The sequence below is a fragment of the Bifidobacterium anseris genome, assembly GCF_002860345.1.
Classification (GTDB): domain Bacteria; phylum Actinomycetota; class Actinomycetes; order Actinomycetales; family Bifidobacteriaceae; genus Bifidobacterium; species Bifidobacterium anseris.
Genome location: NZ_NMYC01000005.1, coordinates 546,955 through 569,881, shown reverse-complemented (window position 1 = coordinate 569,881; position 22,927 = coordinate 546,955). Strand labels below are relative to the sequence as shown.

General features: G+C 65.2%; 19 protein-coding genes and 4 tRNA genes. 5 read left to right on the top strand and 18 right to left on the bottom strand.

Translation table 11 applies throughout. The features are described from left to right. Positions 1-119 precede the first annotated feature (119 nt). The gene (locus CGZ88_RS07450; RefSeq protein ID WP_101671492.1) at positions 120-539 is read left to right on the top strand and encodes a hypothetical protein; all 420 of its coding nucleotides are present in this window, start codon (positions 120-122) and stop codon (positions 537-539) included. Between the two features lie 101 nt (positions 540-640). Here the strand turns inward: CGZ88_RS07450 and malQ are convergent, their stop codons facing one another. The 5 genes from malQ to CGZ88_RS07425 all read right to left on the bottom strand — a co-directional run bounded on the left by malQ (position 641) and on the right by CGZ88_RS07425 (position 6,504). Next, on the bottom strand, positions 641-2,809 hold the full coding sequence (gene malQ / locus CGZ88_RS07445; RefSeq protein ID WP_101671491.1) for a 4-alpha-glucanotransferase: 2,169 nt from the start codon (positions 2,807-2,809) through the stop codon (positions 641-643). 81 nt (positions 2,810-2,890) lie between these two features. Further along, on the bottom strand, positions 2,891-3,661 hold the full coding sequence (locus CGZ88_RS07440; RefSeq protein WP_026644645.1) for an AbrB family transcriptional regulator: 771 nt from the start codon (positions 3,659-3,661) through the stop codon (positions 2,891-2,893). Between the two features lie 181 nt (positions 3,662-3,842). Further along, complete coding sequence (locus tag CGZ88_RS07435; RefSeq protein WP_034523382.1) at positions 3,843-4,487, bottom strand: IMPACT family protein; 645 nt, start codon at positions 4,485-4,487, stop codon at positions 3,843-3,845. After that, entirely contained in the window at positions 4,484-5,422 is a 939-nt protein-coding gene (locus CGZ88_RS07430) for a D-2-hydroxyacid dehydrogenase family protein (protein ID WP_243390116.1), read from the bottom strand. Before CGZ88_RS07430 ends, CGZ88_RS07435 begins: the two co-directional genes overlap by 4 nt. Positions 5,423-6,414: 992 nt before the next feature. Then, a tRNA-Ser gene (locus tag CGZ88_RS07425) sits at positions 6,415-6,504 on the bottom strand. 220 nt (positions 6,505-6,724) lie between these two features. Here CGZ88_RS07425 and dinB point away from each other — a divergent pair. After that, positions 6,725-7,999 carry a DNA polymerase IV gene (gene dinB / locus CGZ88_RS07420; RefSeq protein ID WP_101671489.1) on the top strand — a complete coding sequence of 425 codons (1,275 nt, stop codon included), beginning with the start codon at positions 6,725-6,727 and terminating at the stop codon, positions 7,997-7,999. 50 nt (positions 8,000-8,049) lie between these two features. On the opposite strand, the gene dapC is transcribed toward dinB, so the two are convergent. The 11 genes from dapC to CGZ88_RS07365 all read right to left on the bottom strand — a co-directional run bounded on the left by dapC (position 8,050) and on the right by CGZ88_RS07365 (position 16,626). Further along, on the bottom strand, positions 8,050-9,216 hold the full coding sequence (gene dapC / locus CGZ88_RS07415) for a succinyldiaminopimelate transaminase (RefSeq protein WP_026644649.1): 1,167 nt from the start codon (positions 9,214-9,216) through the stop codon (positions 8,050-8,052). Between the two features lie 423 nt (positions 9,217-9,639). Next, positions 9,640-9,963 carry a ferredoxin gene (gene fdxA, locus CGZ88_RS07410; protein WP_024540987.1) on the bottom strand — a complete coding sequence of 108 codons (324 nt, stop codon included), beginning with the start codon at positions 9,961-9,963 and terminating at the stop codon, positions 9,640-9,642. A gap of 73 nt (positions 9,964-10,036) precedes the next feature. Further along, positions 10,037-11,629 carry an amino acid permease gene (locus CGZ88_RS07405; protein WP_081663899.1) on the bottom strand — a complete coding sequence of 531 codons (1,593 nt, stop codon included), beginning with the start codon at positions 11,627-11,629 and terminating at the stop codon, positions 10,037-10,039. A 245-nt stretch (positions 11,630-11,874) separates the two neighbouring features. Next, complete coding sequence (locus CGZ88_RS07400) at positions 11,875-13,125, bottom strand: FAD-binding protein (RefSeq protein WP_026644650.1); 1,251 nt, start codon at positions 13,123-13,125, stop codon at positions 11,875-11,877. A 162-nt stretch (positions 13,126-13,287) separates the two neighbouring features. Further along, positions 13,288-13,458, bottom strand: a complete 171-nt coding sequence (gene rpmG / locus CGZ88_RS07395; protein WP_022858912.1) for a 50S ribosomal protein L33 — start codon at positions 13,456-13,458, stop codon at positions 13,288-13,290. Positions 13,459-13,510: 52 nt separating this feature from the next. After that, positions 13,511-13,584: transfer RNA gene (locus CGZ88_RS07390), tRNA-Met, on the bottom strand. Between the two features lie 4 nt (positions 13,585-13,588). Next, a tRNA-Thr gene (locus CGZ88_RS07385) sits at positions 13,589-13,660 on the bottom strand. 1 nt (position 13,661) lies between these two features. Beyond that, positions 13,662-13,743, bottom strand: a tRNA-Tyr gene (locus tag CGZ88_RS07380). Between the two features lie 351 nt (positions 13,744-14,094). Further along, entirely contained in the window at positions 14,095-14,388 is a 294-nt protein-coding gene (groES, locus tag CGZ88_RS07375) for a co-chaperone GroES (protein ID WP_026644651.1), read from the bottom strand. 273 nt (positions 14,389-14,661) lie between these two features. Further along, positions 14,662-15,882 carry a hypothetical protein gene (locus CGZ88_RS07370; RefSeq protein WP_243390115.1) on the bottom strand — a complete coding sequence of 407 codons (1,221 nt, stop codon included), beginning with the start codon at positions 15,880-15,882 and terminating at the stop codon, positions 14,662-14,664. Positions 15,883-15,942: 60 nt separating this feature from the next. Then, positions 15,943-16,626, bottom strand: coding sequence for a GNAT family N-acetyltransferase (locus CGZ88_RS07365; protein ID WP_026644653.1), 684 nt, complete (start codon positions 16,624-16,626; stop codon positions 15,943-15,945). A gap of 102 nt (positions 16,627-16,728) precedes the next feature. On the opposite strand from CGZ88_RS07365, the gene CGZ88_RS07360 reads away from it, so the two are divergent. From CGZ88_RS07360 to CGZ88_RS07350, 3 genes are all read left to right on the top strand, one after another. Beyond that, positions 16,729-17,376: a 5-formyltetrahydrofolate cyclo-ligase gene (locus tag CGZ88_RS07360; protein WP_101671606.1), complete on the top strand. Its 648-nt coding sequence runs from the start codon at positions 16,729-16,731 to the stop codon at positions 17,374-17,376. A gap of 187 nt (positions 17,377-17,563) precedes the next feature. Beyond that, positions 17,564-17,749, top strand: a complete 186-nt coding sequence (locus tag CGZ88_RS07355) for an FmdB family zinc ribbon protein (protein ID WP_026644654.1) — start codon at positions 17,564-17,566, stop codon at positions 17,747-17,749. Positions 17,750-18,104: 355 nt separating this feature from the next. After that, positions 18,105-18,920, top strand: a complete 816-nt coding sequence (locus CGZ88_RS07350) for an SAF domain-containing protein (RefSeq protein WP_101671486.1) — start codon at positions 18,105-18,107, stop codon at positions 18,918-18,920. Here CGZ88_RS07350 and CGZ88_RS09265 read toward each other — a convergent pair. Together CGZ88_RS09265 and CGZ88_RS07340 are read right to left on the bottom strand one after the other, a co-directional pair. Continuing rightward, positions 18,917-19,066, bottom strand: coding sequence for a BAG family molecular chaperone regulator 5 (locus CGZ88_RS09265; RefSeq protein ID WP_101671605.1), 150 nt, complete (start codon positions 19,064-19,066; stop codon positions 18,917-18,919). The two genes, CGZ88_RS07350 and CGZ88_RS09265, sit on opposite strands and share 4 nt — an antisense overlap. Before the next feature lie 227 nt (positions 19,067-19,293). Next, positions 19,294-22,920: a helicase gene (locus CGZ88_RS07340; RefSeq protein ID WP_101671485.1), complete on the bottom strand. Its 3,627-nt coding sequence runs from the start codon at positions 22,918-22,920 to the stop codon at positions 19,294-19,296. Between the last annotated feature and the right edge of the window lie 7 nt (positions 22,921-22,927).

Below are 22,927 nucleotides of genomic sequence, written 5' to 3'. Positions count from 1 at the left end.
CCTACTCGGCAGGGCGCGTCGCTTCGTATCAGCGTTCTTCCAGCATGATCCCGATCCGATCGCAGCGGCGGCCGCTAAACTGACCGCGACGGACAACATATGGACGGGAACGAAAAAATATGTTCGGTAAACTCGACGAAATCGAATTCGGCGTCATCATCCGGCACATACTGCGCATCGCCCGCGGCGGCGAAAGCCACACATGGTTCGTCGAGAAGGACGATTTCGCGTCGGGCGCGTTCAACGACGGCGACTGGGTGCAGCTGCTGCACGACGTGGCACGGATGGCCACGCGACATCATGTGGCGAATCTCGGTCATCTCATCGAGATTTCAGCACTCGACTGGCGCGACTCCCCGGACTATGCGGCCGCATTCTACGGCGATTTCGTGCTGCTGTTCGACCTACTGACGCCGATCGACCCGTTCAATGACGAGGACGGCGATGACTTGTCATGGGCACGGCGCGCGCGTCATCATCAGCTGGTCGTGCCGCAAACGGCGGTCACGCTGACGTATCAGCAGCGGAGGGAGCACTGAGACCGCCGTAAATCGAATCAACGACGAGACGGCGCTCCTCTACGGCAAGGGGCCCGGCGCTTGTATCAAGCGTCGGGCCCCTATGCACGCAATGGCGGAAATCAGGCGTTCATGATCTTCGTGATGCTCTGCAGCAGGTCGCCGCGGAACAGATCTTCGAGCATGACCGCATCGCCGGCCGCGTCAGCGAGCGGAACGCGCCAGTTCGGGTACTCGTTGTCGGTGCCCGGCTGGTTCTGTGCGCGCTTCTCGCCGACGGCGTCGACGATGGACGCGGCGAGCAGCTTGCACGGCGATCCCTTGAGGCCGCGGTACAGCGCCTCGACGATCTCGGTCTCGTGCGCGGTTTCGTCCTGCAGCACCGACGGATCTAGATACCCCTCGTCGGTGAGCATCTGCAGCATCGCGTTGTGCTCCGCGCGGGCGCTCGCCTCGAAGGCCTCGGCACCCTCCTCGAGCAGGCCGAGACGTTCGCGGATCTTGACGTGCTCGTACTCGAGGTAGCCGGCCGCCGGCGGCAGGTCGTGCGTGTTGACCGACGCGAGCGCGTACGGGCGCCAATGCTTTGGCGGCGTGAAAACGCCGTCCATCTGCTCGAACCATTCGACGGCGCAGCCGAGGACGCCGTGTTCGGACAGCGACTTCTGCACGTACGGAGGCACGACGCCGAGGTCCTCGCCGACGACGATGCCGCCGACGCGGCTCGCCTCGATCGCGAGGATGCCGAGCATCACGTTGTGGTCGTAGTAGACGTAGGTGCCGTCGACGGCCGCGTGGCCCTCCGGGATCCACCACAGGCGGAACAGGCCGAGGATGTGGTCGATGCGCACGGCGCCGGCGCAGTCGAACATGCCGCGCACCATCTCACGGTAGGAGCGGTAGCCGGTGTTCTTGAGCGCCAGCGGGCTGAGCGGAGGCTGGCTCCAGTTCTGGCCCTGCTGGTTGAACACGTCCGGCGGCGCACCAACGGTGGCGCCCTTCGCGAAGCGTTCCGGGTTCCACCACACTTCGGAGCTGAGCGGGTGCACGCCCACGGCCATGTCGGACATGATGCCGATCTTCATGCCGGCGGTGCGAGCCGCCTCCTGGGCCAGATGCAGCTGCTGCGTCGCCGTCCACTCGAGCCAACGGTAGAACTCGAGCGTGTCGGCATGCTGTTCGCGCAACGCGATGACCTCGGGCGACTGCTTGTCCATCTTGTGGATCCAGCTGTCCGCCTTGTCCTGCGGCGCGCCCCACATCTCGTAGCACAAGCACCAGGTGGCGTAGGCTTCGAGGTCCTCGCCGCAGCGCGCCTTGTATTCGTCGAACTCGCGCTGACGTTCCTGAGACAGGCCGGCGTCGAAGACCTCACGCAGCGCCGGCTTCTTCTCGAGCCACATCGCGTCGCGGTCGATGAGCTGCGCGTCGTTGTTGAGGCCTTCGACCTTCTGGTGTGCGGCCTTGACCTTCGCCTTCGCGTCGTCGTCGAGCGTGTTGTACTCCGGAATGTCCTCGGGACGGATGTACGTGAAGTTCACGAAGCGGCGCGACACCGGCAGGTACGGCGACGGCGTGAGCGGCACGACCGGCTCGGCGGCGTGCAGCGGGTTGACGAGCAGGAAATCGGCGTCCGTGTAGCGCTTGCCGTCGGTGAGCAGCGTGCGCAGATCGGTGTAGTCGCCGACGCCCCACGAATCAGCCGAACGAATCGAATACAGCTGGGCCATCCAACCCCACAGCGAGCCGTTCTTCATCGGATCGAGCATTTCGATGCGCTCCGGCGCGCTGATGAGCGTCGCGTCCTCGGAACGCTCGCCGCTTTCGACGTGCAGCGTGTGATAGCCGACCGGAAGCTCAGCGGGGAGGATCAGATCGGATTCCGCGATGAACTTGCCGTCGATCTCATGCACCTTGGCTTCCGGCATCGCGTTGATCACGAGTTCGCCCGCGAAGGGTTCGCCGTTCTCGAGGATCAGTGAGACCTGCGCCGGCTCGGTGATGCCGGTGCGCAGCGTGACATGGGCCTCCTTGCCGACCGTGTGCAGCACGGTCGGGTCGATCAGGCGCATGTTGCGTTCACGCGTGATGTCGGCAATCGCCTTCTCGATTGCCTCGTCGGAGGTCGCGTCGATGCCGAGCGCACCAAGGATCGCGACGAGCGTCTCGTCGGAAATCTCATGGAAATCACGCGACAGACCGGTGTAACTAGTTGCAACGCCCATCATGGACGCCAGACGCACGAGAGGACGTGCGAGGCGCTCCGGGCTTTCTTCCATTTGCTCTACCATAGCTTCCTAGTGTAGGGCAACAAACGTTGTCAAAACACCGAAACGCGCGCATTCGCCATAGTTTTGCCACAGAAGGCGGATTCATTGGGCGAGGCGACGACGCGCGGCATGCACGACCTCGTCGCTCGAATCGGAGCTCAGTCTTTCGAGGATCTCCTGTGACGCGTTCGGGTTAAGCGCTACAGCACGACGCACCATCGACGACAATACAACGTTCGCATCCGGTTCGAGCTCGACGCCGAGTCGGGAGAGGAAATCGAGCGTGTCGACGTCCATATCCGGATCCTGGGCGCCCTCGAGACGCATCTTCCACGACGTGCGCTTGTTGCGCAGCGCCTTGTCACGTACGGCGGCCACGTCGTCCTTCGTGAGTCGACCGACGAGCCAGTTCTTGTCGTCGGCGTTCGCGGCGACCGCCTCGCGCACCGCTGGCGACGCGTCCTCGGACAGCTTGACAAGCACGTTCGGGAACGGCATCGTGCTCGCGAGGAACACGCGGTCCTCCTCCGGCGTGTGCGGATTGCCGGCGACGGCCTCAAGCAATGCCGTCGCGCGCGAAAACGCCGCCTGCTCACTGCGGTCGGGCAATGGACGGCGCGCGAACTCGTGCAGCTCCGCCGAATCCGTCGAATGACGCAGCCGCTCGTACGTCGCCGTCAGCGGCTCGACATGCGGCGCGTCGGGGGTGTCGGCGGCCGCATCAGCGACGCCATCGGCGGCTGTGGCATCAGCAGCACCCTCGACTGCATCGACGGCAGCGGTTTCCGTCGCCGTAGCATCGGCCGTCACTGCAGCATCCGACGTCACCGCGGCATCCGTCGTTTCGTCAGTCGTCATCGTCTCATCGGTCATCGTTCCACCTCTGTCCGTCCGATCAATCAGCCCGCCGCCAGATCACTTCACTCAATCACAGCGCACTGCATCGCGCGTATGCGGATGCGCACGTCGTCTCACTGTAGCAACGCCCGTATGCGCACGCCCGGCGCCGCGAGCGCCGCGCCCGCGTATCGGTGCGCGTGTCGCCGCGCGTCGCCTATCGTTCCTCGACGGGTCGCGCGACGAGGCCGAGCGCTTCCGGCACGACGTTCGCGTTGAAGGTTTCGCGCACGCGGTCGGTGAATTGACCCTCGATGTCGGTCGGCACGGCGCATTCGACTTCGACATGGTCGGTGAACGCGGCGTCGAGCTGCGCGCCGTCGCAGGCGGAGAGCAGCTGCTGGAAAGCGCCGAGCTGTGCGTAGTCGAGACGGACGAGATATCGCCTGCACTGCACGATGCACGCCGTGCGCGCCGCCTTCACGGCGAGCGACGCGCCGGTCGAATACGCGCGGATCAGACCGCCCGAGCCAAGCAGGATGCCGCCGAAGTATCTCGTGACGGCGACGACGCAGTCGGTCAGTCCGTTCGCGCGCAGCACATCGAGAATCGGCTTGCCGGCGGTGCCCGACGGCTCGCCGTCGTCGCTCATCCGTTCCATGACGCGGCCGGTGTCGTCGGTGACGATCGCCGCGTATGCGACGTGCCGCGATTTCGGATGCATGTCGCGGATCTGTTCGACGAACATGAGCGCGTCGTCGAGGTCGTCGACGTGGCACGCGTCGCCGATGAACTCGGACTTCTTCTCGACGAAGGCGTCATGCGCCGGCGCGGCGGCGTCGTTGAGGATCGTGCGCGTCATGCCGCCTCCGGGTCGACGACGACGTTCATCTTGCCGCCGGTGAAATACGAGACGACATCCTCGACGCACTGCTTGGTGAGGTTGCGGTTTGCGCCGTCGGAACGCCATGCGACGTGCGGTGTGAGCACGAGGCCGTCGATCGCGCGCAGCGGACTGTCCATCGGCAGCGGCTCCTGATAGTAGACGTCGAGCGCCGCAGGGACGTCGCCGCGTTCGAGACGGCGGACGAGCGCGCCGAGGGCGATGATCTCGGCGCGCGCCGTATTGACGAACATCGTGCCCGGGCGCAGCGCGTCGAGTTCTGCGTCGCCAATCATGCCACGCGTGCCGTCGACGAGCGGCATGTGGAGCGAGACGACGTCAGCGCCGGCGAACAGCGCGCGCATGTCCGCGATCGGCGTCACGTCATGCTCGGTGTAGCGTTCGCGCGGGCCGCGTCTCGAATCCCAGACGGTCACGTTCATGCCGAAGCCGTGGGCGATGCGCGCGACCGTCTGCCCGATGCCGCCGAAACCGACGATCGCGAGCGTCTTGCCGGCGAGTTCGACGCTGCTCGTGCCGCTCCAGTCGCCGGCGCGCAGTTCGCGATCGAGGTCGCCGACGCGGCGCGCGAGTTCGAGGATCAGCGCGAAGGTGAACTCCGCGACGGCCGCATCGCCGTAATGACGCACGTTGCAGATGCGCACGCCGAGCTCGCGCGCCAGATCGAAGTTGACGTAGCTGGCGACGCCGGTGCCGCCGAACGCGAGGCAACGCACGGTCTTGGCGAGTCGGCGCAGCATGTCGTCGGTGATGTGCACGCCGATGACGATGACGGCTTCGGCGCCTTCGGCTCGTGCCACGAACGTGTCCTCGTCGAGCGTGTAATCCTCGAACATGCGCACCTGCGCGATGCCATCGAGCAGCGGCAACGCGGCTTTGAGCGGCACGACCATGTCCTCGAAGATGCACGGGATCGCGACGAGCGGGAGGGAGAGGGCGAGTGCCGGTTGGGTGGTTTGGGTGGGTAGTGCGGAGTGCACGGGCTGGGCAGGCTGGGTGGGCCGCGGCGCGTCATTCGAGGCGGCCGCAGTTGCCGTGGGGTCGATATGTTCCGTCATGCGTCCCACTGTAGCGCCTGCGGGTCCGTCAGTCCCGCGCCAGCCCCTCAGCACTGCGCCGGCGCAGACCGCTCGGCGAGCTGGACGGCCGCCGCCGTACGTCCACAAGCGCATGCGTCCCGTTTCATCGCCCGCGTCAACAACCCCACCCGCAAGCAGGCTCAATTGCGGGTCGAACCGTCGACGGCCCCGATGAAGCGGGACGGAACGGGACGGATCGTCGTCGCGAGCGACGAACCGCCCCGCGAACAGTCCGAGCTCCGGGACGAAACGTCGATAGCCCCGATCATCCGACCCGCGAACAGGCCTGATTGCGGGACGAGGCATCGACGGGGATGACGGAACGGACCGCTTGGATGGGATCAGTTGGGTAGATTGCGAATGGGGCGGCTGGTGGGAGGATGGCAGACGGCGAGGGGCGAGAAATCGGGCGCTCGCGGGGGTAGATGAGGCTCGGCGTTGCCGTCTCATGAAACTGTCCATGAAAACGTTGCACGATTTGCAAGGATTTGCAGAACGTACTACAGTGACGAATCGAGGCTGTGGACAAAGGCGTACCGCGGCTTCATCTTTTCGGTCAATCCCCCACGCAGTTACACGGTCAATCTGCACAATCGATCACCACACGCCAGAGCACTACACGGTCAATCACCACACAACTGTTCACCACACAGCCGATTCCCCACTGCGGTCAGATCGTCCCACAGCCAGGTATCGGCAGCACCCAGTGCACCACAGCAGCGCCCAGTCCAACTCGGCGGCGGCTGCCTCAGCCCACCGGCCCGAACAACGAAAAAGTCGAAACCATGATCGGTTTCGACTTTCATTGGCGGAGTCAGAGGGATTCGAACCCTCGAGCCGCTAACGCGACTAACACCTTAGCAGGGTGCCCCTTTCGGCCACTCAGGCATGACTCCACGTCGCACTTCATAAGCGCAACAGGTTGTAAGCATAGCAGCCCTCCCCGACCAGCACAAATCGCCGTCCCATTGCGTGTCCCCCCCGCTCGCAATCACCGACAATCGCCCGCAATCCCGCTCCCGCGTTCCCAACGCCGCGCCACCGAACTCGAATCTTCCCACGCCACACCGCGGCCTCCGCTTCCATTCGAACAAATGTTCCATTAGAATACGGTGCATGAGCACAGCACCACGCATCGCCGCCGCCAAGCGCGACTGGGGCCACGACGCACGTGGCTGCACGGTGCTGCACATCGACATGGACGCGTTCTTCGCGTCGCTTGAGATCGCGCGGCATCCCGAACTCGCAGGGCGTCCGGTCATCATCGGCACCGGCAACCGCGCCGTCGTATCGGCGGCGAACTACGAGGCGCGCAAATACGGCATCAACTCGGCGATGCCGGCGTCGCGCGCGCATCAGCTGTGTCCCAGCGGCGTCTTCCTGCCCGTCGACCACCACTACTACAGCCAGGTCTCACGCGACATCTTCGGCACGATCTTCAGTCGCATAACCGACCAGATCGAGCAGGTCTCGGTCGACGAATGCTATATGGACGTCGCCGGCGCGCTGCTCGAATGGGGTTCGCCGCTGCACATCGGCGTATGGCTGCGCGAACAGGTGCGCGCACGCCACAGCATCACCTGCTCGGTCGGCGTCGCGTCGAACAAACTCGTCGCGAAAATGGCGTCGACGAACGCGAAACCAGACGGCATGCTGCTCATCCCGGTCGACCGTCAGGCAGAATTCGTGCAGATGATGCCGTTGCGCGGCATCCCCGGCATCGGCCCCGCGCTCGAACGCCGCCTCGGTGAGCACGGCATCGACTCGGTGAAGTCGCTTGCCGAACTCGATTTACCGCTGCTCGAAGGCATCACGGGGTCGCGCATCACCGCCGAACGGCTCTACAACGCGGCGCGTGGCCTCGACGCGCGGCCGATCGTCACGCACGCGCCGGAGAAATCAATCGGTGCCGAACACACCTTCGCGCAGGACGTAAGCGACGCCGCAAGCGTATGTGGGCTGCTGCGCCAATGCTGCGACGACGTCGCGTCCACGCTGCGGCGCAAAGGGCTCGTCGCGCGCACGGTCACCGTGAAACTGCGGTTCCCCGACCTGAGCATCTCGACGAAATCATTGACGATTGAACAGCAGACCGACGCCGCGAGCGCATTGCTGCCGGTCACGCTCAAGCTGCTGCGCGCGATGCTCGGCGTGCCGCCGGATGCGACACCGACGCGGCTGCCGCGCGCGATCCGTCTCGCCGGCATGTCGGTGAGCGGGCTGAGCGACCGCGCGACGACGGTCATCCAGCCGACGCTCGACGACATGCTCGCCGAAATCGGCGACGACGGGCACGACTCGACGACACAGACGCGGCTGCGCGGCGCCGAGAAGGCGCTCGACGCAATCCGCGGTCGTTTCGGCTCAGACAGCGCGCAGCTCGGCATCTGAACGACGCGAGGCGGCCGAGCCAGCCGCAACGACCCAGCCAGCCGCAACAGTCACAGCGTCGCGGCCGCGCGCAGTCTGCCGACGGCCGCCGCGACGTCCTCGTCGCTCACGGTCGTCGAGAAACGCAGATAGGCGCCGTCGCCGTAGAACTCGCCGGGGCTCGCGATGATGCCGATCGACGCGAGGTCCTCCATGTCCTGCCAGCAATCGCCGGATCGCGCCTTCACCCACACATAGAGCGCGCCCCGCGGCATCGACGCGTCGTAGCCGTAGGCGCGCAGCCCGTCGACGAGCGCCTCGAGCCGCGCATGGTAGCGATTGTGCTGCAGACGCACCTCGTCCCTCGCGCGCAGTCCGGCCATCATCGCCGCCTGCACGGGGCCGGGGACGATGAGGCCCAGCTGTTTGCGCAGGTTCGTCATGTCGTGCACGATCGCCGCGTCGCCGGCGATGCATGCGGTGCGGTAACCGGCCATGTTCGACTGCTTGCTCAGCGAGTACAGCACGAGCACGCCGCGCGCGTCGCCGTCGCATACGTCGGCGCGCAGCGCGCACGGCGAACCCACGAGATCCCGTTCGAGCATGCCGTCGCCGTCGTTGTCGTCGTTCCACGTCATCATCGCGTAGCATTCGTCGGACAGCACAACGGCGTCGATCGCGCGCGCCGCCTCGACGATCGCATGCAGCTGCGCCGCGTCGAGTGTTGCGCCGGTCGGATTGTTCGGCGAGTTCACCCACACGGCCTTGACGCCCGGCACGTCTTTCCATGACGCGACGTCGGCGACGTCATCGACTTTGAGCACGGTGGCGCCGGCGACCTGGGTGCCGATCTCGTAGGTCGGGTAGGACACGCGCGGTTGGACGACGACGTCGCCGGGGCCGAGATGCAGCAGCGACGCCATCATCGCGACCGCCTCTTTCGAACCGACCGTCGGCACGACGTCGGCCCCGATCTGGGCGAGTTCGACGTCGCGGCAGGTGCGGAACCATTCGTGCAACGCGGCGCGCAGCTCGGCGGTGCCGACCGTCGCCGGATAGCCGTAGGCGTTCACGGCGTTCGCGGCGTCGGCGAGGGCGACGCGCACGGCTTCGGGCACATCGTCCGCCGGGGAGCCGATTGACAGGTCGATCATGCCTCCGGCGAATTCCCGAGCGCGTTCCTTGTACTGCGCGATGCGCGACCAGTCGTACGGCGACGAATAATCATGGAATCCCATCTCACGCTCCTTGCTTTCGCATGTTCGGCTGCTGCCGACGATTATTGTCCCCGTCGTTGACGAGGTTCGCGAGGCCTCGCCGACGGTATCTGCGCTGAGGGAGAGCAACTTCTCGACAAATGCCGAGTATCGGCCCAATCCGGCCTTGATTTTCCAACGATCCGCGAGGCCATACTCGCCGATATCCGAGATGCTGCTCTCCCTCAATGCAGATACGCCACGCGAATCCATGCGGGACCGCGTTCAGACACCCTGCGACCGGTTGAGACCGGCTCGAAACCGCTTCCAGACGCCCTGAACCCTTTCACAACCATCCCCAACCGCACAACACCGCCCAGCGCACAAAAACGGTCCGCGGATCTCCCGTTGGACGGGAGATCCGCGGACCGTGCGCTTGTCCTGCGGTTGAGATCAGGTTGAGACTCACGCGCCGTTCTGCGGCGGCAGCTCGGCGACGCGCTTCGGATCCTTGCCGATCGGTCCGGCGGCCTGTGCGCCGCCGAGATCGCCCACTTCGGCGAAGAATTCGATCGCCGCGTCCTTGTACCACTCCCACTGCGGCGGCAGATCGTCCTCATAGAAGATCGCCTCGGTCGGGCAGACCGGCTCGCAGGCGCCGCAGTCGACGCATTCGTTCGGGTTGATGTACAGCGAACGCTTGCCTTCGTAGATGCAGTCGACCGGGCATTCGTCGACGCATGCCTTGTCCTTGACGTCCACGCAGGGCTGGGCAATCACATAGGCCATCTGTGTCCTCCTTACAATTCGTTCCCAGACTACCGCGAGAGTGCGGCCGGGCAAAGTCGACGCGCGGGCCCGCTCAGCGTTCCTCGCGTCGGCGTTCGGCCTTCGCCTTCGCTTCGGCCGTCTCGTGCGCCGTCTCCTCAAGCTGGCTGATGCGCTGCTCCTTGTCGAAGCGTTCGAGTTCGGCGTCGAGTTCGCCGGTGCCCAGGCGCGCATGGCTGTAGCTGTAGGTGAAGTAGATGATGAAGCCGACGACGAGCCAGACGAGGAAGCGGATCCATGTGAGCACGGTCAGGTTGAGCATGAGCCAGAAGTTCGCGAGCGCAACGAGGATCGGCACCCACGGGTTGCCGGGGATGCGGAACGTGCGCGGCAGGTCGGGGCGCTTCTTGCGCATGATCGGGATTGCGAGCGCGACGAGCGTGAACGCGGAAAGCGTGCCGATGTTGACCATGTCGGACAATACATCGATGTTGAAGCAGGCGGCGACGAGCGCGACTACAACGCCGACGACGATCTGCAGCTTCGCCGGCGTGCCGTGCTTGCCGGTGCGCGAGATCTCGCGCGGCAGCAGGCCATCGCGGCTCATTGCGAAGACGACGCGCGTCAGGCCGAGCAGCAGCACCATGACGACGGTCGCCAGACCGAGCACGATCGCGAAGCTGATGATCTTGGCCGCCCAGTCGGCGCCGACGAGTTCGAATGCGGTCGCGAGCGAGGGGCTGTCCACTGTCGCGAGCTGCTTGTAGGAGACCATGCCGGTCGTGACGATCGCGACGAGCACATACATGACGATGACGAGCAGCATGCCGACGCCGATGCCGAGCGGCACGTTGCGCTTCGGATTCTTCGTCTCCTCGGAGGCGGTGGCGACAACGTCGAAGCCGATGAACGCGAAGAAGACGAGCGCGGCGCCGGACAGCACGCCGGACCATCCGTAGATCGTCGGCCTCATGTGCGTGATCCACTGCCACAGCGGCTGCGCCATGCTGCCGCCGAGTTCGCCGTGCTGCACATGATCCGCTGGTTCGCTCGGTGGCACGAACGGCGTGTAGTTGGCGGCCTTTATGTAGAAGAATCCGACAACGACGACGAAGACGACGATCGCGATCTTGAGGATCGTCATCGCGCCGTCGACGCGTGCGCCGATCTTCGTGCCGAAGACGAGCAGCACGGTGAAGAATCCGACGATGATGATCGGCGCGATGTCGAGGTGGAAGGAGCCGAAGCTGAGGTTCGTGTTCCAGTCCAGTCCCATGAGCCGCATGAAGTCGTTGAGGTAGACACCCCAGTATTTCGAGATGACAGAGCCGGCCATGAGCATTTCGAGGATGAGGTCCCAGCCGATGATCCACGCCATGATCTCGCCAATCGTCGCGTAGGTGAAGGTGTACGCGGAGCCGGCCACCGGCATGATCGACGCGAATTCGGCGTAGCACATGACGGCCGCGCCGCAGACGACGCCGGCGATGATGAAGCTGATGATGACGGCGGGGCCTGCATGGAAGGCGGCGGCCTGCGCCCCCACCGAGAAGATGCCGGCGCCGACGGCGACGGCGACGCCCATGACGGCGAGGTCCCACCATCCGAGGCTGCGTTTGAGCGAATGTCCCGTCTCGTTCGTTTCGGCTATGGTTTGTTCGACTGACTTCGTCCTGAATATCTGCACAATGCCACCTTGTTCGCGTTCCTACTCTGTACATGCAGCTGGCGCTCATGAGCTTTTGGCGTAACCTGCGAACAGGCGATGGTTGCCAGATACGCAGCCTAAGTGTAGGACGGCCCCCGCGCACCGTTCACTGTGAGCAAGATTCTCCGATACGAAACGCGCATCCACACGGTTTTTCCGTGCAGATGCGCGTTAAGTGCGGCAAAACGTGCCGGCGGACGTCACCGTTCGTCCGGCGCGCGCATTCAGGACAGCTTCGTGTTGACCATGACCGGCTCGGGCACGAGCGTCACGTTGAACTGCTTGCGCACGCCGTCGCGGATCGCCGATGCGAGCGCGACGATGTCGCCGCAGGTCGCGCCGCCGCGATTCGTGATTGCGAGCGTGTGCATGTCGGAGAGTGCGGCGCGCGCGTCCGGCGACACGCGGTAGCCTTTGTGGAAGCCGGCGTGGTCGATGAGCCACGCGGCGGACAGTTTGACGCCGGTCGAGCCGTCGGGCAGCGTCGCCGGATACTTCGGCGAGTCGTCGGGCAGCGCGGCGGCGACGGAGTCGTCGACGATCGGGTTCATGAAGAAGCTGCCGCAGCTGTGGCGGTTGTAGTCCTCGTTTTCACCGGTCGTCGCCTGCATATGTTCGTCGATGACGTCGGCGGGCGCATCGTGCGCCGTCACGTAGCGCTGCTGGGCGCGGATCGCGCGTTCGACCGCCTCCGGGCGTTTCTCGTCGACCATGATCGGCAGACGATAGCGCGTCGCGTCCTCGAGCATCGCCTTCGACGCGCGCACGTCGAGCACGGCGTCGCGCAGTCGGGAGATCGGGATGCGGTCGGAAAGGTTGACGCCGAGCACCTTCGCGAGCTGCGGATAGTTGACGGAGCCGGTTTCGGTGTGCGTGAGCGCGAAGGTCACGGACAGCACGATGTAGCGTGGCGACGGATAGTATTCCTCGTTCGGCACGCCCGGCGCCTTGTACATGCTCGTTTTGAGCAGGCTCGAACGGTAGCCGAACTGCATTTCGACGTTCGACAGCGTCTTCGTCTGCCGATCCTCGCGGTCCCACACTTCGACCGATTCGACGCTCGTCGCGACCTCCTGGCCGTAGGCGCCGATGTTCTGCACGACGCTCGCGCCGACGTTGCCGGGAATGCCCGAGAGTCCTTCAATGCCTTCGAGGCCGCGTTCGACGCAGAACGCGACGAGGTCGTCCCAGTTGCAGCCGGCTTCGGCGGTCACGTGCACGGTGTTGTCGCCGTTCTCGACCGGATCGGCTTCGTCGGGCACGGTGATGAGGCGGCGCGCGTCGCGCAGCACGAGGCCGTGGAAGTCGTCGTCGGAGGCGAGCAGATTCGAGCCTCCACCGATGACGCACACGGGGATGCCGTGGGTGTCCGCGTGTTCGATCTCCTCGATGATGCTCGCGCGCGTCGTCGGTTCCATGAAATGATCGATATTGCCACCTACGCCGATGGTGGTGAGCTCTGCGAAAGTAGTCATGACTCCCACAGTAACAAAAAACGCGACTGCCGGGTCGGGTTCAGCTGCCCACAATAATGCAGGCGGCGCGCCCAACAAGGGCGACTGCGGCGCAGACTGCGCGGCGGCCGGGAAACGAAAAGAGCCCGACCGCAATGGTCGGGCTCCCACAAGTCTATGTGCTCAGCGGGTCTCGCGATGAAGCGTCTGCTTGCCGCAACGCGGGCAGAACTTCTTCAGTTCGAGACGATCGGGCGTGTTACGACGATTCTTGGTCGTGATGTAGTTACGCTCTTTGCACTCGGTGCATGCCAGCGTGATGCCCGGACGAATGTCTGCGCTCTTGCTTGCCATTTGGTTCACCTCTTGTTGTCGAATATGTGGGCCGGTTTCCCGGCCCTTATAGTAGCGAGAAAGAGACTCGAACTCTTGACCTTACGATTATGAGTCGTACGCTCTAGCCAGCTGAGCTATCCCGCCAGAGAGCCTCGAGTGAGAATCGGACTCACGACCTCTTCCTTACCAAGGAAGTGCTCTACCACTGAGCTATCGAGGCGTGGCGGATAGTGGATTCGAACCACTGAAGCACGAAGCGCCTGATTTACAGTCAGGTCCCTTTGACCGCTTGGGAAATCCGCCATCGTTTTCGGTTGAGGTTCAACCGGCAACTTGGCTAGTATGCCACGGGAGGGTAACTTTCCGCAAATCTCGGCGTGTCGCGTTGCCATTCCTCGGTTTTCGCCCAGTCGGCGAACGTCGGCGCAACAGCCTTCTCGCGCGCGGCTACCGGCCGCACATAGGGCTCAACAGCAATCCGGCGCCGCTCTATTCCCGTGTTCTGCCGCACGCGCGTCGCGCCGCCGGCACCCCCGTTGGAGCTGTGCCGCTCCGCGCCACCTTCCTCCCCCGATACGCGAAGGCCCCGCGTGTCGCAGGGACACGCGGGGCCTTCGCCAACGTGGCACGCGCGGATCGCGCGGCCGGTGCGAATCAGGCAAGCACCGCGAGCACGTCGCGCGCGGCCACGATGAGGTAGTCCTCACCCTGGTAGTGCACTTCGGTGCCGCCGTACTTCGAGTACAGGATCTTGTCGCCGACCTTGACGTCCATCGGGATGCGCTCGCCCTTCTCGTCACGACGGCCCGGGCCGACGGCGAGGACTTCGCCCTGCTGCGGCTTCTCCTTGGCGTTGTCCGGGATGAACAGGCCCGAAGCGGTCTGCGTCTCGGCCTCGGCCTGCTTGACGATGATCTTGTCTTCCAGTGGAATGAGCGGGAACGACACGACGTACCTCCTCTTTCTGCATTGCTGCATGCAACATATCGTTACGGTTTCGCTCGGGAACGAATACGTCAGGCGGCTGACGATTCACTTGCCGCACCCTTTCCGTTGCGCTAATCGTCTATCCTAGCGCGACCGGTAGCACTCTGCCAACTCGAGTGCTAACGCTGTGAGAGAAACCGTTGCCGGACAACGAAAAACACCGACCGAATCAGTCGGTCGGTGTCAGTCGATGGTGATCGATGCGTGGCTCGGGACGGAACCATCGTGCGCAAATCAGTTGCCGCGGCGCGCGAGAATCGATTCGAGGCTCGATCCGAGCGAATCGCTCGTCTCGTCCGGTGCCTCGACGGTCGCGTTCCGCTCGCTCTCGTGGAACGCGACGGAATCGTTGATCTGCGACGGCGCGGCAGCCTCCTCCTTCGGCGTGTCGTTGGCGTCCGCAGCCGAATCCCCAGCGGCGGCCGACTCAGCGACCGATTCGGCCGATGCGTCGACGGCTGCCGCCGCCTTCGGCTCGGCTTTCGCGACCTGCTTCGTCGACTTGATCTCGAGGCTTTCGGGTGCCTGCTGCGGATGTTCGATGCCGTTGCGCGGCGCACCGAGCGAGAAGGAGATCAGATCCTGATTGATCGCCATGTCGAAGGCGTCAACGGCGGACGCCGGCGAGACCTCGGACAGTTCGTTCGTCTCGTCGGGTGGATAGGCGTTCATCTCCTCGCGGACGACGAGCTGCGCGTGCGCGGCGCCGTCGGCGTCCATGCTCGTCTCGACGCGCGCGGCGGTCTCCTCCGCCTGCACGGCGACCGGCTCCGCCTGCACCGCGGCCGCCGCCGCATCCTGCGCGGCGTGGCGGCGCGCGAGCGCTTCCGCCTGCTCGACGCGCGCCTGATGCAGCGCGCGACGGATCTCACGTTGTTCCATGACGTCGGTGCGCGTTTCCTCGCCTGTCTCCTGCGCGGCTTCGACGGCCGCGGGCTGCGCGGCGGCGGCCGCTTCGGCCTGACGCTTGACGGCCTGCGGACGCATCCGCTGCCTGCGCCGGTGTTCGCGTTCCTTCGCGGCGACTTTCGCCTCCCATGCACGCGCCTGCTTGGACGCGTGGATGCCGAGCGCGCAGACGAGCGCGAGCAGCCCCGCCGGGACAAGCGTGTACCACGGGCTGAAGTGCAGCACGAAGGCGAGGACGAGGACAACGACGGAGGCGGTGAGCAACGCGCCGGCGATCAGTTTGCGGCGATGCGCGGCGGCACGGCGCAGCTTGCGTACATTGGCCACGTACTCGCGGTATTCGCGGTATGCACCGTGTTCCTTCTGCGTCGCTGGCATTATCGCCCCTTTCGTCTTCGGCGAATCGGCATCGTTGAACGTCGTGCCGCTTTGCTCATCCACCAGATGCAGCGAAGCGGAGTATCGGTCCGAGCGGTGCTTCATCACTGTCTTCATGCCGTCGACCGTCTTGCGTGGCAGCCATATCGCCATGATGATTCCGACCATCACCAAGATCACGATCGTGCTCAGTGATTCGTAACCCATAGTTCTTAAGAATAAAAGAATTTAGGACAATGAGGAAACGCGTCCGCCGGGCGTGTCGCCAAGCAGACGGCGGGCGAAACCGCCGGGCGCATCGTCGGCGAGCAGACTGTACGTTTCGTGGTCGCGCCACTGTCCGTTAATGTACATGTATTTCCTTCTGATTCCCTCGTATTGCGCGCCTACCTTCTGCACGACGCGGCGCGAACGCTCGTTGCACGGCACGAGATCGATCTCCACGCGATGCAGCCGCGGACCGTCCGGGTCGAGCATCGCCCAGTCGGCGAGCATCGCCACGGCGAGCGGTGTGAATCCCCTGCCGGCGTAATCATGGTCAATCCAATATCCGATGATGCCGCTGCGCATCGCCCCGAGCATGATCGCGCCGAGCGAGATCTGCCCGACGATGCGGCCGCCGTATTCGACGACGAACACAATCGCCGACCCCGAGCGTTCGTCGCGCCGCTGCATGCGGATCCACTGCGGGAACGTGACCGGGCGGTGGCGTTCGGGATCGTTGGAATCCCACGGCTCGAGCCATGCGGCGTTGCGCATGCGCACCTGATCCCATTCGGCCTCGTCGGCGGCCGTCATCGTGCGCAGGCGGATCGCCGGCGCATCGGCCGGCGCGAGCAGCGTCAACGGCGTGCGGAAGGCGTTCGTTTCGTCGCGCCGCATCGCGTCGCGCAGGGTTCGCAGAATCGTCACGCCCTCCATTGTCGCACTCGGGCGCGCGTATACCACATCGCCGCCGTCCCATCTCACAATACGCGCAACCCGACGGTGACGCCGACATGGTAGAACATGACCATGGCGCATACGACACAGCTGAAGCCGACGATCGACGAACGCAAACGTGAGCTCCGCCACGAGCTGCTCGCGCAACGCCGCTACATGACGGCCTCGGAACGCATCGCCGCCGGCGAACGTTGCGCCGACGCACTGTTCGCGCTTCCGCTCTTCTCCCGTCCGCGCACGGCGCCGCTGACGATGGCCTGCCATGTGTCGATGGGCACCGAAATCAGCACATTGCAGATCCTCAACGAGGCGGCCGCACGCGGCATTCATCTGCTCGTGCCGCGGCTCGGCTCGGGCAACGAGGTTGGCTGGTCGCGGCTGACGTCGCCCGAGGAAGTCGCCACGCTGCGGCACGAACATGCCGGCGGCCACGGGCGCATGCCGCATCCCGACGAGCCGCATACGGCTGTGTTGCCTCCCGAAACGCTCGGCGAGGCCGAGATCATCGTGCTGCCGGCGCTCGCCGTCGACCGTGAAGGCGGCCGCCTCGGCCGCGGCGCCGCATGGTACGACCGCGCGCTCGGGTTCGCGCCTGCCTCCGCCCAGCGCATCGCGATGTGCTGGGCGTCCGAATTCGTCGACGAGCCGCTGCCGACGCAGCCGCACGACGTGCCGGTCGACGCTGTGCTCACGCCGCAGGGTCTCATCTTCATCCAGTGACGTTCATCCAATGACCTTCATCCAATGACTGCGGCGGCTCGCTTCTGCGCGTCCCGCCGATTTCTTCCCCTCCGACTACGCCTACGGTGGATGCTTTTCCCCGTTCATGCACACATGTGAGTAGTCTCTGGGGATTAGGACGAAACGATATGCGCTCGCGCGAACGCGCACACCCGAAAGGAGCATCATGCCCGTCTACCATTACCGCTGCAAGCATTGCGGCTACGACTTCACCGAACATCAGTCCTTCGACGACAAGCCGATCACCGTCTGCCCCAAGTGCGGCGAGCCGACCGTGCACAAGGTGTATTCGGCCGTCCCGATCACCTTCAAGGGCAGCGGCTTCTACCGCACCGACAAGGGCTCGAAGTAAGCCGTCGAGTTCTGCTCAGGCCACCGTGCCGCCCGTTCGCGGGCCACGGTGGCCTTGTCGTATCCGGCGACGTCGTGTCTGGCGGTGGATTCGGCTGTAGATTCATCAGCGGATTCATCGACCTGTCCATCACAATCGACTTTCCACAGTGCGTAACAACCGTTGTGGATAGCCGTTGCGTTCATCCACACCGATGTGGATACGATGTGGATACGATGTGCACTGAGAGCGAACAATCTTCACAATCCACAGCTTTTCACGGCGTGTCGTCCACATTTGGCCGACGACACACCCTTCCGGTCACATACCCCGTTCCGGCTGGACACCGCCGGAGCACCGGACGCATCATGCTGCCATGATGCGACTGTTCGACTTCAGCGCCCGCGTCGGCCATGACGCGAAAGCGCGATCAGACCACCGGCGCACGCTGCGCGGCCGCCGTCTCGACCGGCGCGCCCGCAAGCTGCTTGCGGCCTGCTGCGCCGCGCTCGCCGTCCTGTGCATGCTCGAATGCGTCGTCACGGCGACGGCGACGCGCAACGTGCTCACCGCCTCCCGTCAGATCCAGGCCGGCGACGCCGTCGTCACCGCCGATTTCACACCGACGGCGATTCCGGTGAGCGATGCGCTCAACGGCGCCGTCGAACGGCTCGACGACGTGACCGCCTACGCGCTCATCGACATCCGCAAAGGCGACGTGCTGCTGCCGACGATGCTCGGTTCCACGCCCCAGGTTGCGCCGGGGCACACCGTCATCGACGTGCGTCTCGGCGAACTCAGCCAGCCCTTCGCGCCGGGCACGCATGTGCGACTGACGGCGGCGACCGGCTGCTCCCCTCCCACCAAGAGTGCCGACGAAGCTGCCGACGCAGACGAAACCGCTGACGGCAAACGCACAGCCGGCGAGGCAGGCATCAGCAAATCAACAGACACAACCGAATCGAAAGGAGGCACCAATGAATCAGAAAACACGACCGAATCAGCGGATGCCGCCGCGGACGACACGGGCGGCCTGTGCACGGTCAGCGCCGCCGCAATCGTCATGGGAACACCGCGCGACGACACGGCGACCGATGGGCGACTGACGCCGATCGCGATGAGCGCGAACGACGCGATGCGCACATTGCGGGCGCAGGAGAACGGGCCGGTCCTCGCCGTGCGCGCCGATTAGCGGCCGCGCTCCGCGAACACGCCCCAATGCGGCGGCAGCTCGCCAAGGATGCGACGATCGTCGTCGGCCGCGCGCTGCTCGCGCGTGCGCATGTCGCCGGCTTCGAGCTTGACGCCGTCGGCGTCGAAACGCTCGGTGCCCTTCATGACGACGCGGCGATGACGACGCGGCGTGCGCCGCTCGGCGCTGTACGCCGGCGGCTGCGCGGCGGACGATATGGCCTTGTTTGCGACGTCCGAGGCAACCACGGCATCCGAGGCAACCATGGCATCCGAGGCAACCATGGCGTCCGCAGCGCCGGCGGCGTCCACGGCAGCGGCATCAGCGTCACTATCGTCGGCGCCGCCATTGAAGACGCGGATGACGGCGTCGTTCATCGCTGCGCCTCCCGATACAGCGAGTCGAGCTGCGCGACGACGCGGTCGACCTCCTTGTCCGGGTTGACGAAGGCCGCGACGCTCCAGATCGTCATGACCGACCAGCCGAGGCCTTCGGTGTCCTGTTCGAGGATGCGATGACGTTCGCGCGTCGACTGGATGCCCATGAACTGGGCGTCGTCGGTGAACACGGCGAGCACATACGGCTTGTCCTTGCGCCCGACGACCATCGGCAGCCTCGTGCCGTCGTCGTAGCCGTAGTCGACGGCCACGTCGAGGCCGCGCTCGCGGATGCGCGCGGCCAAATCGGTGAGCAGCACGTTGTCCGCGTCGGGCCTGCCGACGGCCGCGATCGGCGTCTCGTTGCCGAGTCGGCGCGCCCAGACGAGCAGCGTCTTGAGCATCTTCGGGCCGGCGTGGTGCAGGCGGTCGTCCTCGAGATCGTCGGCGCTGAACGCGCTGACGATGTCGATGTTGTGGTCGGCGAGCGCGAGCGCGTCGAGCAGCATGCCCTTGCCGCCGTCGCTTTCGAGCGCGCCGAACTGCTGCAGCAGACGGCCGTGCGACGTCTTCGCGTAGCTCATCGACAGAATGACGTCGGTCGCGTGCGCGCCGGCGACATCGGTGATGTCGATGATGCGCACGTGCCGCAGGAATCGTCCCATGATCTCGCTGCGCGACGCGAGCGCCTTGAGTTCGGCACCCAGACGCGTGCGGAAGGTCGGCGTCATGCAGACGACGGTCAGGATGTAGCTCGGCGGCACGGATGTGAAGGTCTGCGCGCGGCGCGTGATGAGGTTAACGATTTCGTCGATCTCGCCCTGGCTGCTTTCGACGAGTCCGCTCGCCATGATCGGCACGCCGGTCGCCTCGATCTGGTGGAACACGACGTGTCCCTGTACGCCGTCGCGCGTCACGTCGTGGCTGACCTTGCCATAGCCCTGCGCTTCGAGGAAACGGTTGACGCGCGGGTCGCGGCGCGACGGATGCGGCGCGACGGTGACGTGCGGCAGCAGCGAGACGAGCGTACGCACGCTGTCGGAGGTGATCGTCTGCTCATGGGCGAGGACGACGACCTGACGCGCGCGGCACAGGATGTTCAACAGCAGAATCGACGGCAGATGCGCGGCCGCATCGACGATGACGACGTCGGCGATCGGCGTCGGCTTCGTGACCGAGGCGAGCGTCGCCGGCGTGCTCATGATGACCGGCTTCGCGGCGGCGAGGATCTCCGGATGGTCGTGGTGGATGCGGCTCAGCGAAATGCCGCTCGAGCCGGCGAGCACCGTGTGCAGCATGTTCGCTTCCTGTGTGCGCGCGAACAGCAGGTCGCACAGGCGGTGCATCGACTCCTGCATGATCATCGGGCCGACCGAGCGCACATGCTCGGTGTCGACCTGCACGAAGCGGTCAGATGCGCTTTGCAGCGCCGAACCGTCCTGATTCGAGATGATCGCCGACGAATGGACGATGTCGTCGAAGACCGTCGTCCACCAGGCGAGGCGCAGCTCGTCGCGCACGGCGTCGACGGCGACGTGACGCTTGTGCAGGTCGTCGACGAGGCCCGCGAGGCCGGCGGCGTCGAGTTCACGTTCGAGCGTCGCGCGTTCGGGCAGCGTGTCGAGTGCCTTACGGTCGTCAAACAGCGCCTTGAGACGTTCCTCGACGGCGTTGAAATCGGTCGTCTGCAGATCGCCGCCGTCGGGCGTCGTCGCGAGCACCGTGTCGAGCGCCGTCATGTTGGAGACGAGTTCATCCTGCGTCGTGATGATGTCGTCGAGCTTCGGCGGCAGCACTGGCCAGCCGCCGTGCGGCACGAACAGTCGCCACTGCTCGGCCTGACGCTGCACGACGCACAGCGCGTCGTGCAGGTTCTCGACCTGCGCGCCGACGCGCAGCAGGCTCTTCGCCTCCTTGACGTGGCGGCGGCGTTCCCAGAAGCCCATCGTCGAGCCGTCGGATTTGCGGTCCTGCTTCGGTTTCGTCGCCTCGATCATCAGATCGATGTCGCGTTCGAAGATCTCCGGCTGGAACACGTCGAGTACACGCCGCAGATTCTTGAGCACCGTGACCTGACGTCCCCATTCCTGCGCCGTCGTCGGCACCGAGAAACCGCAGGTCTTCACGGTGTTCGCCACCTGCTCGCGCGTCGCCGGCAGCAGCGTGCGCAGCATCGTCACAACGCGCTGGTAGGCGCCGATCGCCTCGTCCTCGCTGTAGAGGGAGGCCTTGTACCACGCGGTGTCCTTCGCGTCGATCGTGTATTCGCCGAGCTCGCCGGCACGTTCGAGCTTGGCCGCCCAATCGTCGAGCGACGGCCCGATCGCCTGCGCGACCTCCTTCGACAGTCGCACATGCGTCGACGGATGCGTCGGCAGTTCGGCGATGCTCGCAAGGTTCTGGATCGTCTGGTAGGCCGAGACGCCCCACGTCTTGTTGACGCCGTGCAGATCGCCGAGGTAGCGCGTCAGCCGCGAGCGCACGCCGACGAGTTCGTCAGCGAGCTGTTCGAAGCGGGACGTCGCGACGCCCTGCTGATAGCCGACGGCGCGGATGAGCTGATGGTCAATCGCGGCGTTCGCGTTCGGATCGGCCACGTCGAGCACCTGCCCGTTGAGTTCGTTCGCGCGCATGATCGACAAGAATCGACGCTTCTGATCGGTCACGCACGGCACATAGAGCACGGAACGGCCGGCCATGATGCAGCGCGAGGCGATCGCGGCGGCCTGTTCAGCCGTGTCGGTGTCCTCGGAGCCATCGACGAACAACGAATGGCCGGCGGCGGCCATGTTCGCGGCGTAGCGCACCGTGTTATCGACATCGCCGATTTCGTATTCGGAATGCGGGTCGCCGTCGAAGGGGCTGAAGGGCGGCATCTGCTCGTTGCTCAATGAACCACGGGCTGCCGGGTAGCCGGCGAGCGCGTCGAGCATGACGTTGCCGCTCGGTCCCTTCGCGAGATGGTCGATGATCATCTGGCTTTCGACGAGGATCTGCGTCGACGGGTCCATGAAGCAACCGAGGATGATCTGCCGTTCGATTGAGAAATCAGGGAAGACCTGCCGCGCGGCCTTCGAGATCGCGGCGAAAACGGCGGCCGTCTCCGGCGTGCCGGACGCGTAGTTCGAGCCGTCGAACAGCTGACGTTCGTCAAGGCGGACGCCGTGTTCGCGCATCGCGGCAAGGAAGGACGCGTTGAGGCGCACATGGCCGGTAAAGCTGATCGTCGTATGGTGTTCGACCGGATTGCCGTCGCGCACGACTTCGACCGGGTAGAGCAGCACCGGCATCATGTTGCCCTTCCACGTGGCCACGCCGACGACAAGCGAAAGCTCGGCGACGCCGCTGATGCGCCGTTTCGCGCCCTGATCATCGAGGACGCGTTCGACGCGGCGTGCGGCCGTGCGCAGCATGCCGCTGTCGCGGAACAGCGAATGCAACGGCGCGCTGCCGCGGGCGAACAGCTGGGAGATGCCCGACGGGTGCGCATGCGTGAGATCAACCTGCGCGGTCAGTTGCGCCACATCCTCAAGCGGCGAGGGCACGAGGTTTGCCTTGAACTCCTCGCGCCACTGGCGCAGCTCGTCGAGCGCAGCGCTCGTCTGGGTGGAATTGTCCGTCATCTGCTGC

Coding starts and splice junctions, on each gene's coding strand:
- CGZ88_RS07450 (WP_101671492.1), top strand. CDS start 120: ATGTTCGGTAAACTCGACGAAATCGAATTCGGCGTCATCATCCGGCAC.
- malQ (WP_101671491.1), bottom strand. CDS start 2,809: ATGGTAGAGCAAATGGAAGAAAGCCCGGAGCGCCTCGCACGTCCTCTC.
- CGZ88_RS07440 (WP_026644645.1), bottom strand. CDS start 3,661: ATGACCGATGAGACGATGACGACTGACGAAACGACGGATGCCGCGGTG.
- CGZ88_RS07435 (WP_034523382.1), bottom strand. CDS start 4,487: ATGACGCGCACGATCCTCAACGACGCCGCCGCGCCGGCGCATGACGCC.
- CGZ88_RS07430 (WP_243390116.1), bottom strand. CDS start 5,422: ATGGTCGTGCCGCTCAAAGCCGCGTTGCCGCTGCTCGATGGCATCGCG.
- dinB (WP_101671489.1), top strand. CDS start 6,725: ATGAGCACAGCACCACGCATCGCCGCCGCCAAGCGCGACTGGGGCCAC.
- dapC (WP_026644649.1), bottom strand. CDS start 9,216: ATGGGATTCCATGATTATTCGTCGCCGTACGACTGGTCGCGCATCGCG.
- fdxA (WP_024540987.1), bottom strand. CDS start 9,963: ATGGCCTATGTGATTGCCCAGCCCTGCGTGGACGTCAAGGACAAGGCA.
- CGZ88_RS07400 (WP_026644650.1), bottom strand. CDS start 13,125: ATGACTACTTTCGCAGAGCTCACCACCATCGGCGTAGGTGGCAATATC.
- rpmG (WP_022858912.1), bottom strand. CDS start 13,458: ATGGCAAGCAAGAGCGCAGACATTCGTCCGGGCATCACGCTGGCATGC.
- CGZ88_RS07370 (WP_243390115.1), bottom strand. CDS start 15,882: ATGGTCGGAATCATCATGGCGATATGGCTGCCACGCAAGACGGTCGAC.
- CGZ88_RS07360 (WP_101671606.1), top strand. CDS start 16,729: ATGGCGCATACGACACAGCTGAAGCCGACGATCGACGAACGCAAACGT.
- CGZ88_RS07355 (WP_026644654.1), top strand. CDS start 17,564: ATGCCCGTCTACCATTACCGCTGCAAGCATTGCGGCTACGACTTCACC.
- CGZ88_RS07350 (WP_101671486.1), top strand. CDS start 18,105: ATGATGCGACTGTTCGACTTCAGCGCCCGCGTCGGCCATGACGCGAAA.
- CGZ88_RS09265 (WP_101671605.1), bottom strand. CDS start 19,066: ATGAAGGGCACCGAGCGTTTCGACGCCGACGGCGTCAAGCTCGAAGCC.
- CGZ88_RS07340 (WP_101671485.1), bottom strand. CDS start 22,920: ATGACGGACAATTCCACCCAGACGAGCGCTGCGCTCGACGAGCTGCGC.